This window comes from Nocardiopsis sp. CNT312, from assembly GCF_000515115.1.
In the GTDB taxonomy this organism is placed as follows: Bacteria; Actinomycetota; Actinomycetes; order Streptosporangiales; family Streptosporangiaceae; genus Nocardiopsis.
This window is the reverse complement of sequence record NZ_KI911538.1, coordinates 221927-234972: the sequence shown is the minus strand read 5'-3', so window position 1 is coordinate 234972 and position 13046 is coordinate 221927. Positions and strand designations below refer to the sequence as shown.

10 protein-coding genes are annotated in these 13046 nt (G+C 71.1%); 6 read left to right on the top strand and 4 right to left on the bottom strand.

The genetic code is table 11. From position 1 onward, the window contains the following. Nucleotides 1-52: 52 nt before the first annotated feature. Nucleotides 53-604, bottom strand: a complete 552-nt coding sequence (locus B042_RS0121320; RefSeq protein ID WP_028650059.1) for an ATP-binding protein — start codon at nucleotides 602-604, stop codon at nucleotides 53-55. Between the two features lie 349 nt (nucleotides 605-953). Between B042_RS0121320 and B042_RS0121315 the strand changes: the two genes are divergently transcribed. Next, a complete protein-coding gene (locus tag B042_RS0121315; RefSeq protein WP_028650058.1) occupies nucleotides 954-1841 on the top strand; it encodes a helix-turn-helix transcriptional regulator in 888 nt (295 codons plus the stop codon). 421 nt (nucleotides 1842-2262) lie between these two features. After that, nucleotides 2263-2499: a DUF397 domain-containing protein gene (locus B042_RS0121310; RefSeq protein ID WP_028650057.1), complete on the top strand. Its 237-nt coding sequence runs from the start codon at nucleotides 2263-2265 to the stop codon at nucleotides 2497-2499. Between the two features lie 161 nt (nucleotides 2500-2660). Here the strand turns inward: B042_RS0121310 and B042_RS0121305 are convergent, their stop codons facing one another. Beyond that, a complete protein-coding gene (locus B042_RS0121305; RefSeq protein WP_081748926.1) occupies nucleotides 2661-4028 on the bottom strand; it encodes a KamA family radical SAM protein in 1368 nt (455 codons plus the stop codon). Nucleotides 4029-4458: 430 nt separating this feature from the next. Here B042_RS0121305 and plsX point away from each other — a divergent pair, with 430 nt between their 5' ends. Both plsX and argS read left to right on the top strand, forming a co-directional pair. Next, nucleotides 4459-5562: a phosphate acyltransferase PlsX gene (gene plsX / locus B042_RS0121300; RefSeq protein ID WP_028650055.1), complete on the top strand. Its 1104-nt coding sequence runs from the start codon at nucleotides 4459-4461 to the stop codon at nucleotides 5560-5562. Nucleotides 5563-5638: 76 nt separating this feature from the next. Next, nucleotides 5639-7384, top strand: a complete 1746-nt coding sequence (gene argS, locus B042_RS0121295; RefSeq protein WP_028650054.1) for an arginine--tRNA ligase — start codon at nucleotides 5639-5641, stop codon at nucleotides 7382-7384. Between the two features lie 52 nt (nucleotides 7385-7436). On the opposite strand, the gene B042_RS0121290 is transcribed toward argS, so the two are convergent. Both B042_RS0121290 and B042_RS0121285 read right to left on the bottom strand, forming a co-directional pair. Then, entirely contained in the window at nucleotides 7437-8336 is a 900-nt protein-coding gene (locus B042_RS0121290; RefSeq protein ID WP_028650053.1) for a ribokinase, read from the bottom strand. Beyond that, nucleotides 8333-9139, bottom strand: coding sequence for an exodeoxyribonuclease III (locus B042_RS0121285; RefSeq protein WP_081748925.1), 807 nt, complete (start codon nucleotides 9137-9139; stop codon nucleotides 8333-8335). The genes B042_RS0121290 and B042_RS0121285 overlap by 4 nt, the downstream gene beginning before the upstream one ends. A gap of 296 nt (nucleotides 9140-9435) precedes the next feature. Here B042_RS0121285 and B042_RS0121280 point away from each other — a divergent pair, with 296 nt between their 5' ends. Both B042_RS0121280 and B042_RS0121275 read left to right on the top strand, forming a co-directional pair. Continuing rightward, entirely contained in the window at nucleotides 9436-11385 is a 1950-nt protein-coding gene (locus tag B042_RS0121280; protein WP_028650051.1) for an acyl-CoA dehydrogenase family protein, read from the top strand. 20 nt (nucleotides 11386-11405) lie between these two features. Beyond that, a complete protein-coding gene (locus B042_RS0121275) occupies nucleotides 11406-12626 on the top strand; it encodes a winged helix-turn-helix domain-containing protein (RefSeq protein WP_028650050.1) in 1221 nt (406 codons plus the stop codon). The last annotated feature ends 420 nt before the right edge of the window (nucleotides 12627-13046 follow it).

The following is a 13046-nucleotide window of genomic DNA, read 5'->3' as shown; positions in this document are numbered from 1 at the left end:
CGATCCCCCCAGCGGGATGAATGCAGCTTATCCGAGCAAGATAAAGGACGACTTACGCATCAGAGGAACAAATCGCCCAGACGACCTTTCCTTCACCGGGGATCCGCTCCCATCCCCATTCACTGCTGAAAGCGCTGACCAGGCCCAGCCCGCGCCCCGACTCCGCGAAGTGGTGGGCGTCGACCCGTACGGGGCCCCGCTCATCGGTGTCAGCAACCATGCACACCACCTGATGCGACAGGGCCAGCAGCCTCAGCTGCACCAGGACCGGGGCCGCCAGCCGTGAACGCCGCCCGGGGGCCGCGTGCCGACACGAGTTGCCGACGAACTCGGAGATGATCAGCCGCAGGTCCTCGGCGACGCCCCGCATCCCCCACTCCGCGGCGGTCTCGGCCGCGAGAGCGCGCGCCCCCCGGACCGAGTCGGGGGTGGACGCGAACGCCCGAGCCACGACCTCGGGCGTTCGCGCGCACTCTCCCACACCGATCCGGCCCAGCGCGGCCTCCCACCATCCTCCGAGAACGGCACCGGACGCTTCCACCAGTGGTGGACGGCTCCAGGATGCCCCGGTGGCGACTTCCGAGGGCACCAGCTCTGCGTTCATCACGGTCCTCACGATGTGATGTCGGGTCACGCGGCCAGATCCGACACAGTGAGCGTTCCTTACATTTGTAAGTTACGTATGCACGTGCAGATCAACGTTGGCCAAGACTATAGGACGAAGGGGGTCAAACGGTAGATCCTGTGGCCACCAATTCACCGACAAGCACAAGTGGTGACACGGGGACCACTGAGTTCAGCCAGCCGCAAAACGAGAATCGTTCCACCCTGTTCACACTTTCGCGACCTCGGTATACTGGGCCGCCCGCGACCTCAGAAGCCGCTAACTGAGCCGTCGCGAGCTCAGAAGCCGCTACAGGGAGGGCGACGTGGCCGGCGACCAGGCCTTGAAACTGCAGGTCACCCAGGACTTTCTGGCCAATTCCAGCGGTGGCCCCACCGTGCTGCGCATTCTCTTGGGCGGCCAACTGCGCAGACTCCGCCAGGAGAAGAGGATCTCCCGCGAGGACGCCGGGTACGCCATCCGTGCCTCGCACGCCAAGATCAGCAGGATGGAACTCGGCCAGGTCAGCTTCAAACCACGGGACGTGGACGACCTGCTGCGGCTGTACGGGGTGGACGACCCCAAGCAGCGCGAGGCCCTCCTCGGCCTCGTCTCCAGTGCCAACGCCCAGGGGTGGTGGCACAGGTACGGCGACGTCCTCCCCGACTGGTTCGGCATCTACGTCGGACTGGAGGAGGCGGCCTCGGGCATCCGCACCTACGAGGTCCAGTTCGTGCCGGGCCTGCTCCAGAGCGAGGGCTACGCCCGGTCGGTGATCCGCCTGTCGACCACGACCACGGCCACGGAGGACATCGACCACAGGGTCGAGATGCGCATGCGCCGCCAGCAGCGCTTCACCACGGCGGGGGCGCCCCGTCTGTGGGCCGTCATCGACGAGGCGGTCCTGCACCGGCCCTACGGCTCCCCGGAGATCATGCGCGGGCAGATCGAGCACCTCATCGAGATGGGCAGACTGCCCAACATCACCATCCAGGTGGCCACCTTCGCGATGGGCGGCCACCCCGCGGCCGGCGGCCCCTTCAGCATCCTGCGCTTCCCCACCCCGCAGCTGCCGGACGTGGTCTACCTGGAGCAGTTGAACAGCGCCCTGTACTTCGACAAGTACAACGACACCCACGGCTACGCGCTGACGATGGACAACCTCGCCACCCAGGCCCCGCGGCCCGAGGAGACGGAGGACATCCTGCGGGAGTTCCTCTCGCGCTACGGCGGCTGACGCGCCCCGCCTCACCACGCGGCCCCCGCCCACGGCGGGGGCCGTTCTCGTGCGCGCCCAGACGGGCCCCCGAGGTGACCGGCCCCGTGCACGGCACCCACCCGTGGGACACCGCCGCCGGGCCGGGGGGTTCGGAATCGGCCTTGTTCGGCCACGGAACGAGAACGATCGCCCCACCCGAACACACTCGGCGCTCGGTTCCACCATGTGTGACATGCGACGAAGTGTTCGCATCACGCCCGGTTTTCTGCCATGTACTTACCGATGTAAGCACATATGCACGTGCATGGGATACGCTTTGGCCTCGTAGCAGGGACGCGGATGCCTTGAGAGACCGCGCTTCCCGGGCCGCGGGCGGCATCTGGACGACCGCGTAAGGACACACCCGCTCACACGTCCGCCGAAGCTCCAGGAGGTTGAATTGCACTCGATCTACAACGGCGTCCCCGCCGACCGCCTGCCGAAGGTCACATGGACGAAGAGCAGTTGGAGCAACCCCAACGGCAATTGCGTCGAGGTGGCCACGCTGCCGTGCGGTGACATCGCGGTGCGCAACTCCCGCGACCCCCAGGGGCCCGCGCTCGTCTACACGCCCGCCGAGATCGAGGCCTTCGTCATGGGAGCCAAGACCGGGGAGTTCGACGCCCTGCTCACCTGAGGCCGCTCCCGTACCGGACGCGCCCTCCCGAGCCACCCAGGGGCGTGCCCGGCCTGTCGGCCGCCGACCCATCCCACTCCCCGGCGGCCCCGGGCCCCACGGCACGCGAGGAGCCCGGCACCGCACCGGTGCCGGGCTCCGTGGTCTCCGCTGGTGTGCGCCTACAGGCGGGTGGGGTCGATCACCGCGCCACCGGGTCCGACGGGCGGCGCGTCCTCCCACGGGAAGTGGGTCGCCCCGAGCGCGGGCTTGAGGTCGAACAGCCACGCGGCCTTCTCGTCGTACTTGGCGAAGAAGGGCTTGCCCACCAGTTCGGCGTCGCGGGCCTGGATGAAGTGCAGGACGAACAGCTTCTCGCCCCCCACCTCGACCACCCCGTCCACGCACACCTTGCCCGGTGTCGCCGACATCGACGGGCCCCGCACCGTACGCGCCAGGCCGGACACGTTCTTGTACGCACCCTGGAAGATCTCGTAGGCCTCGGCCAGGGGCACCGCGAAGTAGTCCTGCGGGCCCGTGTCGCGCTCGACGAACATGTAGTAGGGGACCATCCCGTGGCGCAGGTGGGTGCGCCACATGCTCTCCCACGTGGCCGAGTCGTCGTTGATCGTGCGAATCAGCGGCGCCTGGGTCCGGATGACCGCCCCCGTGTTCCGGATGCGGCGCACGGCCTCCTGCACCAGCTCCGGAGCCATCTCGTTGGGGTGCGAGAAATGGGCCATGAACGCGAGGTTCTTGCCCGAGGCGACGACCTTCTCGAACAGGCGCAGGGTGTCGTCGGCGTCGGGGTCGGTCACGAAGCGCTGTGGCCAGTAGGCGAGCGCCTTCGTCCCGATACGGATGGCCTCCAGGTGCTCGATCTCCAGCAACGGCTCGATGTACCGGGAGATCACGCCCTCACCCATGATCATGGGGTCGCCGCCGGTGAAGAGGACGCTGGTGACCTCGGGGTGGGACGTGACGTACTCGACGAGCTGGTCGATGTCACTGGAGGCGAACTTCAGGTCCGCGTCACCGACGAACTGGGCCCAGCGGAAGCAGTAGGTGCAGTACGCGTGGCACGTCTGCCCCTGTTTGGGGAAGAAGAGCACCGTCTCCTTGTACTTGTGCTGGACCCCGGGGATCGGCTCCTCATTGCCGACCTTGGGGACGTTGAGCTCCATCTGGCCCGCCGGGTGCGGGTTGAGCTCGGCACGGATCCCGTTGGCGGCTTCGTTGAGCTCCTTACGGGAGGCACCGGAGCGGATCAGATCGGCGATCCTGGCGACATCGCCGGAGGGCAGCATGTCGGCCTGTGGAAAGACGAGTCGGTAGATCGGGTCGTCGGGCGCGGCATCCCAGTCGATGAGCTCGTCGATGACGTAGCTGTTGACCCGGAACGGAAGCACGGTGGCCACCGCCTGCACGGCCAGCCGCTCGTCTGCGGCGAGTCCTGCTCGCGCCGTGAGCTCGTCGAGGTGTTTCGTCGTGTAGGCACGAAACCGACGTCCGGCGGACGGGGACAGTGCCGCGTCTGGCGTTACGCTCACGCCTCTCCTCTCCTACATGTCAGCAGGGCCGCGCCGTGCGGCGGCGCAGGCAGCCCTGATCGGGCGGTTCCGGTTCACGGGTCACCGGCGGACCGCCTTGCATACGGAAAACTGTGTGATGATCACACCGGTCCGGTGATCTTGTCGGAAGACCGCACCAAGGGCCGGGTATACCCCCTATCAGGGGCTTTATACCCATCGGGTACTCGGCACGCACGATGCCCGGCACTAAGAACCAGACATGCAGCCATCATCTTCGCATGCCACTACGTACATCCCCAACCAAGACCTCAGAACCCGATAACGTGGCCGGGGCCGATCACACCAGGTCGGCCCGTGTTCCCCGCGGGCTCCGAGGCACCGCGGGGCCGGGCCGGAGGCCCGTCCGCGGTCACCCGACCACCGCACCCACCCGTGAAGGGCACTCGAGTTGAGCGGTACATCCGACGCGGACACACCCGATACGACCGCCCCGACACCCGCGGTCCCGCCGATGATCGCGGTGGACGCCATGGGCGGCGACCACGCCCCCGAGGAGATCGTCAGGGGCGCCGTGCTGGCCGTGCGGGAACTGGGCCTGCGCGTCGTCCTGGTCGGGCGGCGGTCGCAGATCGCGGAGCTCCTCGCCCGGGAGGACGCCCTCAAGGAGGTGCCCGTCGTGCACTCCGAGGACAGCCTGGCCATGCACGAGGGAGCACTGGCCAGTTGGCGGCGGCCCCGCTCCAGCGCCGCCGTCGCCTGCCGCCTGATCCGGCGCGGCGACGCCGACGCCCTGGTCTCGGCCGGGTCCACCGGCGGCATCGTGGCCACCTCCACAGTGCGGCTGCGCACACAGCCGGGGGTGCTGCGCCCCGCGCTAGCCGTCCCCCTTCCCACGGGAGAGACCCCGACGATCCTGGTGGACGCGGGCGCCAACGCCGACGCCAAACCGGAGATGCTCGTCCAGTTCGCCCACCTGGGGTGCGCCTACGCACAGACCGCCTTCGGTGTCGAGCAGCCGCGTGTGGGACTGCTCACCATCGGTTCGGAACCGGGCAAGGGCAACAAACTGACCCGCCGGGCGGCGGAACTGCTGACAGCCGCCTCCGACGACGACTCCCGGTCCCTGGACTTCCTCGGCAACGTCGAAGGCCACGACCTCATGTCCCGCGTGGTGGACGTGGTGGTAGCCGACGGGCACACCGGGAACGTGGCCCTGAAGACGGTCGAGGGCACCGCGGCGTTCACCATGGCGGCACTGCGCGAGGCGTTCACGTCGTCGTGGAGCGCCAAGGCGGGCGCGCTGCTCCAGCGCAGGGCGCTGGGCGAACTGCGCGCCCGCCTGGACAGCGAGACCTACGGCGGCGCCGCCCTCCTGGGGCTCAACGGCACCGTGGTGATCGCCCACGGCGCCAGCCGGGCCCGGGGCGTCGCACGCGCCTGCCAGTTGGCGCACGACCTGGCGACGGGCCGCGTCGGCGAGCGGATCCGCCGCCGCGTGCAGCACCGGCCGCCGAGCTGGCTGCACCGGCTCGCCCAAACCGAGGAGCGCTGAGCCGGGGCCCGCGGCGGACGCCGGCCCGCCCCGCGGGCCGGGCCGGGAAGCACGGTCCTGTCGGTACGCTTGGGGCATGGCCGACCCGCAGGAAGTACTCTCGCGACGGGTCCAGTCCGCCCTCGGAGCCGCCTTCGGCCCCGAGTTCGCCGGCACCGACCCCGTCATCCGCCCGTCCCAGTTCGCCGACTACCAGGCGAACGCCGCACTGGCCCTGGCCAAGCGCCTGGGCCGAAAGCCGCGCGAGGTGTCCGCGGCGATCATGGAGCACCTGGACGTGGCCGACGTCTGCAGCGGCGTCGAGATCAGCGGGCCCGGCTTCATCAACCTGACCCTGCGCGACGACTGGATCGCCGGACAGACCCGCGCCCTGCTCGACGACCCCCGCCTGGGCGTACCCGAACAGGACACGCTCAACATCCCGCTCGACTACTCCGCGCCCAACGTGGCCAAGGAGATGCACGTCGGGCACCTGCGCACGACCGTGGTCGGCGACTCCCTGGCCCGCACCCTGGAGTTCCTGGGCCACAACGTCGTCCGCCAGAACCACATCGGCGACTGGGGCACCCCGTTCGGCATGCTCATCGAGCACCTGCTGGAGGTCGGCGAGACCTCCGACGAGGCACGCCTGGTCACCACCGACCCCAACGCCTTCTACCAGGCGGCGCGGGCCAAGTTCGACTCCTCCGGTCCCGGGGCCGACGACTTCGCCGCGCGCGCCCGCCGACGCGTGGTGGCGCTCCAGGGCGGCGACGAGCACTCCCTGCGGCTGTGGCGCGAGCTGGTCGACCTGTCCCGGGCCTACTTCAACAGGGTCTACTCCACGCTCGGGGTGACCCTCACCGACGACGACCTGGCCGGGGAGAGCACCTACAACCACATGCTCGCCGACGTGTGCGACGAGTTGGAGGCCAAGGGCATCGCCGAGGTCAGCGACGGCGCCCTGTGCGTCTTCCTCGACGAGTTCACCGGCCGCGAGGACAAACCGGTGCCGCTCATCGTACGCAAGAGCGACGGCGGCTACGGCTACGCCACCACCGACCTGGCCACCGTCCGCCACCGCGTGGACGACCTCAAGGCGGACCGCGTCGTGTACGTGGTCGGTGCCCCGCAGGCCCTGCACTTCACGATGGTGTGGGCGGCGGCACGCGAGGCCGGCTGGCTGCCCGAGCACGTGGAGACCGTCCACGTGCAGATCGGCAACGTGCTGGGCTCCGACGGCAAGATCCTGCGCACCCGCAGCGGCGCGTCGATCCGGCTGATGGCGCTGCTTGAGGAGGCCGTGGAGCGCGCCTCGGCGGTCGTCGCCCAAAGCCGTCCCGACCTGGACGGGGCGGAGCGGGCCGCGATCGCCGAGACGGTGGGCATCGGCGCGGTCAAGTACGCGGACCTGTCGGTCTCCCACGACACCGAGTACACGTTCGACTTCGACCGCATGCTGGCGCTGACCGGCAACACCGGACCCTACCTCCAGTACGCGCAGGCGCGGATCCGTTCGATCTTCCGCAAGGGCGGGCTGGCCCCGGAGCAGGCGCGCGGCACCATCACCGTCGGGGAGCCCGCCGAGCGCGACCTGGCACTGAAGCTCCTGGCGTTCGGCGGGACCGTGGCACAGGTCGGCGACCTGCTCCAACCGCACCGGCTGTGCGCGTACCTGTTCGACCTCGCCCAGGCCCTCACGGCGTTCTACGAGCACTGCCCGGTACTCACCGCCGAGACCGACGAGCTGCGCGAGTCGCGGCTGGCGCTGGTCGCGACGGCTCTGCGGGTCCTGGTCCAGGGGCTGGACCTGCTCGGGGTGGAGGCCCCCGAACACATGTAGTGCGCGGGGCCCTGCGCCGCCCGGACGGGCGGTGCAGGGCGCTCCGCCCGGATCATCCGGCCAGGAGCGCCTCGACCTCGGCGCGCGTCGGCATCGACACGCTCGCCCCCGGCCGCTGCACCGACAGCGCGGCCGCGGCCGCGGCGAAGCGCATGGCCTCCTCCAGCGGGCGCCCCTCCGCGCGCGCCACGGCGAAGGACCCGCAGTAGGTGTCACCGGCCGCCGTGGTGTCCACCGGCCGCACCCGGTGCGCCGGGACGTGCACCGGTTCGGCGCCGCGCCGCCCGAACAGGGAACCGTCGCCGCCCAGGGTGAGCAGCACCCCCGGCACCCGCTCCAGCAGCGCCGCCAGGGCCGCCTCCGGCTCGGTGCGGCCGGTGAGCGCGGCGGCCTCGTGCTGGTTGGGCACCAGGACGTCCACGCACTCCAGGAGCGCGTCGGGCAGCTCGCGGACGGGGGCCGGGGTCAGGTGGACGGGCACGCCCAGAGCAGCACCGGTGCGCGCCGCGGACACGACCGCCGCCATCGGCAGTTCGAGCTGGAGCAGCAGTGCCGCGGCGCCCTCGATGATGTGCGCGTCGCCGTCCGAGGCGGCGCGCACCTCGCCGTTGGCGCCCGGGACCACGATGATCCGGTTGTCGCCGCCGCCGTCCACGGCGATGTGCGCCACCCCGGAGGGCCCGGGCACCGTACGCAGGCCGGACACGTCGATCCCGCTGTCGACGAGGCTGTCGCGCAAGCGGTCCCCGAAGGCGTCCTGGCCGACCGCGCCGAGGAAGGAGGTGGGGGCGCCCGCGCGGGCGGCGGCGACGGCCTGGTTGGCGCCCTTGCCGCCGGGCGCTTGGCGGAACTCCGTGCCGGTGACGGTCTCACCGGAGGAGGGCATCCGGTCGGCGTAGGCCGCCAGGTCCATGTTCACACTGCCGAAGACGGCGATCCGCGGCGCACTCACCCTCCGCTCTCCGTGCCGTCCAGTTCGACGATCACCGGGGCGTGGTCGGATGCCCCCTTGCCCTTGCGCTCCTCGCGGTCGATGCGGGCGCCGAAGACCCGGGCGCGCAGTGCCGGGGAGGCGAGCACGAAGTCGATGCGCATGCCCTTGCGCTTGGGGAAGGACAGTGCCTTGTAGTCCCAGTAGGTGTACACGCCCGGGCCGGGGGCGTACTCGCGGACCACCTCGTCGAAACCGGCGCCGACCAAGGCGCGAAAGGCGGCCCGCTCGGGTGCGGTGACATGGGTCCTCCCCTCGAACTCGGCCATGTCCCACACGTCGTCGTCCTGGGGCGCGATGTTGAAGTCGCCCACGAGGGCGATCGGCGCGTCCGGATCGGCGGCCAGGTCGGCGGCTGAGGTCTCGCGCAGCGCCTCCAGCCAGCGCAGTTTGTAGGCGTAGTGGGCATGGTCGACCTCGCGGCCGTTGGGCACGTACAGGCTCCACACCCGCACCCCGCCGCACAGGGCGCCGATCGCCCGCGCCTCGACCTCCTCGGGGTCCCCGTACCCGGGCTGGCCGGGGAAGCCCTTGCGGACGTCCTCCAAGCCGACGCGGGAGGCGATCGCGACACCGTTCCACTGGGAGAGGCCGAAGTGCGCCACCTCGTAGCCGCGGTCGGTGAAGACGGAGGCGGGGAACTGGTGGTCCCGGGCCTTGGTCTCCTGGACGGCGAGGACGTCGACGTCGCTGCGGTCCAGCCACGCACCGATCCGCTCGGCCCGGGCACGGGCGCTGTTCACATTCCATGTCGCGATACGCACAGGGCAAGGCTAGGGCATGGCACCGACACCCGCCCCGGACGAGGGGAAACCCTGGTGCGGCCGTCCTCCGCACCAGGGTCGTGCGACCCCCGGCGCACATGCGCCTTGCGCCGCGACTTCTTGGACGTGCCAACCCCCCCGAGGGTTCGCACGCCGCCAAGATTTTCTCCGAAAGAGCCGCTGAACAGGTCACACACCGGATCGACGGGAGTCAGATCCCAACACCCAGGGTAAGAGAGCGGGCACGGGAAGCCACCGGACCCGTGTGACCCTTTTCCTCGACGAGGGGATCCGCCATGCCGACCACCGAATCCGGCACCACCCCCGCCCACACGTCCGACGTGGACGAGCGGCGGGCGCGCGCCACGGCGGAACAGGCCCGTGAGAGCGAGTGGACCCGGCCGAGCTTCGCCAAGGAGCTCTACCTGGGACGGCTCCGCCTGGACCTGATCCACCCCCTCACCGCACCCGACGAGACCGCCGCGGCGGCCGGGGACGCCTTCCTCACGCGGCTCCGTGAACTCTGCGGGCGGATCGACCCCCAGCGCATCGAACGCGACGAGCGCATCCCCGACGAGGTCGTCGACGGCCTGCGCGGGATCGGCGCGTTCGGCATGAAGATCCCCGTCGAGTACGGCGGCCTCGGTCTGGGACAGCTCCACTACAACCGCGCCCTGACCATGATCGGGGCACTGTCCCCCGCGATCGGCGCCCTGCTCTCCGCGCACCAGTCGATCGGCGTCCCCCAGCCCGTCTCGATGTTCGGCACCGAGGAGCAGAAACAGGCCTTCCTGCCGCGCTGCGCCCGCGGAGACATCAGCGCCTTCCTGCTCACCGAACCGGACGTCGGCAGCGATCCGGCGCGTCTGCGCACCACCGCCACCCCCACCGACGACGGGTACGTCCTCGACGGGGTCAAGCTGTGGACCACCAACGGCGTGGTCGCCGACCTCCTGGTCGTCATGGCACGTGTGCCCCGGCGGCCCGGGCACCGGGGCGGCATCACGGCCTTCGTGGTCGAGGGCGGCTCACCCGGCATCACCGTGGAGCACCGCAACCGGTTCATGGGCCTGCGCGGCATAGAGAACGGCCTCACCCGGCTGCACGGAGTGCGCGTCCCGGCCTCCCACCGCGTCGGCGAGGAGGGCCAGGGGCTGCGGATCGCCCTGTCCACACTCAACACCGGACGGCTGTCCCTGCCCGCTCTGTGCGTGGGCGCGGGCAAGTGGTCGACCCGGATCGCCCGCGAGTGGGCCCGCGAACGCGTCCAGTGGGGCCGCCCGGTGGGCCGACACGAGGAGGTCGCCAAGAAGATCTCCTACATCGCCGCCACCACCTACGCCATGGAGGCCATGCTCGAACTCTCCTCCCGGCTCGCCGACGACGGGCACACCGACATCCGGATCGAGGCGGCGATCGCCAAAATGTGGACGTCCGAGCACGGCTACGCCATCGCCGACGAACTCGTCCAGATCCGCGGCGGGCGCGGCTACGAGACCGCCGCGTCCCTGGCGGCGCGCGGCGAACGCGGGATCCCCGCCGAGCAGCAGCTCCGCGACCTGCGGATCAACCGGATCTTCGAGGGCTCGACCGAGGTCATGCACCTGTTCATCGCGCGTGAGGCGGTGGACGCGCACCTGTCGGTGGCGGGCGACCTCGTCGACCCGGACACCGAGCGCGCGGACAAGGCGCGGGCCCTGGCCAGGGCGGGCGGATTCTACGCCTCGTGGCTGCCCACCCTGCTCGTGGGCCGCGGACAGCGGCCGTCCGCGTTCGCCGAGTTCGGTCCGCTCGCCCCGCACCTGCGCTACGTCGAACGCGCGTCGCGGCGGCTCGCCCGTTCCACGTTCTACGGGATGTCGCGGTGGCAGGGCCGGATGGAGACCAAGCAGGGCTTCCTCAGCCGGATCGTGGACATCGGCGCGGAGCTGTTCGCGATGAGCGCGCTGATCGTACGCGCCCGCCACGACGCCGACGCCCACCGCGAGCGCGGTGACACCCCGCTGGAACTGGCCGACGTGTTCTGCCGCCAGGCGCGGCTGCGCGCGGACGCCCTGTTCGAGGGGCTGTGGTCCAACACCGACGAAGTGGACGGCAAGCTGTCCCGCCGTCTGATGGACGACTCCTACACCTGGCTGGAGGAGGGGGTCATCGACCCGTCGCTGCCGGGCCCGCTCATCGGCCCCTCCGGGCCCGGCCCGTCGTGGGTCTCGGACCGGCACCGGAGGATGGGCGGAGCGTCGTAGGCGGCGGTTAGCGTGGGCGGATGGCAGAACCCTCCCCGCGCCGCGACGCGCGTCTCTCCCTCGCCCAGGCGCGCCGGGCGGCCCTGTCCGCCCAGGGCTTCGCCGACCCGCGCCCCGGAGGCAGGCCCACCCTCACCCACCTGGCACGGGTGGTGCGCAGGGTGGGCATGGTGCAGATCGACAGCGTGAACGTTCTCGCCCGCAGCCAGTACCTGCCGGTGTTCGCCCGGCTGGGCGGCTACGACACCGCCCTGCTGGACCGGGCCGTCACCAGCCGCGCGGGCGGGAGCGCCGCCCGCCTGGTGGAGTGCTGGGCGCACGAGGCCAGCCTCGTGCCGCCCGCCACCCGGCAGCTGATGCGCTTCCGGATGGAGCGCAACCGCGCGAACGCCGGCCGGGACTGGCGCGACGGCGCCCTGCGGGAGAGTCCGGAGCTGATCAAGGCGGTATACGAGGAGGTGGCCCGGATCGGCCCGGCCACCGCCCGCGAGGTCGAGGCCGCGATGGCCCACGACGCCCCCCGCACCAAGGAGCACTGGGGCTGGAACTGGTCCGAGGTCAAGCGGTGCCTGGAGTACCTGTTCTGGGTGGGCGACGTCATGGCCGACGGGCGCAATGCCCAGTTCGAGCGCCGCTACGCTCTCACCGAGCGGGTCCTACCAGCGGGGCTGCACGGAACTCCGGTTCCCGATCCGGAGGAGGCCCACCGGGAGCTGGTGGCGATCGCGGCCCGAGCTCACGGGGTGGCGACCGAGCCGTGCCTGCGGGACTACTTCCGGCTGGAGGCCGCCGCGTCCAAGCGTGCCGTCGCCGACCTGGTGGATGCCGGGGAACTGGTCCCGGTGCGTGTACAGGGCTGGGAGCGGACCGCCTACCTGCACTCCGGAGCCCGGCTACCGCGCCGGGTGGAGGCGCGCGCCCTGCTCAGCCCGTTCGACTCCCTAGTGTGGACGCGCGGCCGCGCCGAGGAGCTGTTCGGGTTCCGCTACCGGCTGGAGATCTACGTGCCCGCGGCCAAGCGGGTGCACGGCTACTACGTGCTGCCGTTCCTGCTGGGCGACCGGCTGGTGGCGCGGGTGGACCTCAAGGCGGACCGTGCCGCCGGGGTACTGCTGGCGCGGCAGCTCACGCTGGAGGAGGACGCCCCGGCCGAGACCGTGCCCGAGCTGGTCGAGGAGCTGTCCGCGATGGCCGCCTGGCTGGGCCTGGAGAGGGGCGTGGGCGGCCCGGCGCTCGGTTAGCGGTGTTCGCCGGCCCCCGCGTTGGAGGAGATCCCGGTCAGTTCGGCGAGACGCGCGGGGTCCGGCACGACCACCGCCCCACGCTCAGGGTTCGGCCGGTTCGTCTCCTCTGGTCATCTGCTTGATCCGGTCGCTGGACAGGCGGACGTCGCCTTTGCCGCGCAGGCGCTCGGTGGTCCGCCTGCCGCTCGGGTGGGTTCGACCCCCGGCCCTGGGATACGAGCTCCGCCAGAGGCGCTCCCCGGCCCGCGGTCTCGCGGGCCCTCTCGAAGGCGGTCCCGTCCAGGCGTTCCCGCGGCTCTCCCGAGGTGTCGAGCGGACCCGCCCGGGAGAGGGCGTCTCGCGGTGCTTGCGGCTCGTGCGTTGTTCGATCCGCGGGAGAAGCCCACGTTTCGACGCTCGCCCCGGGGGCAGCGCATC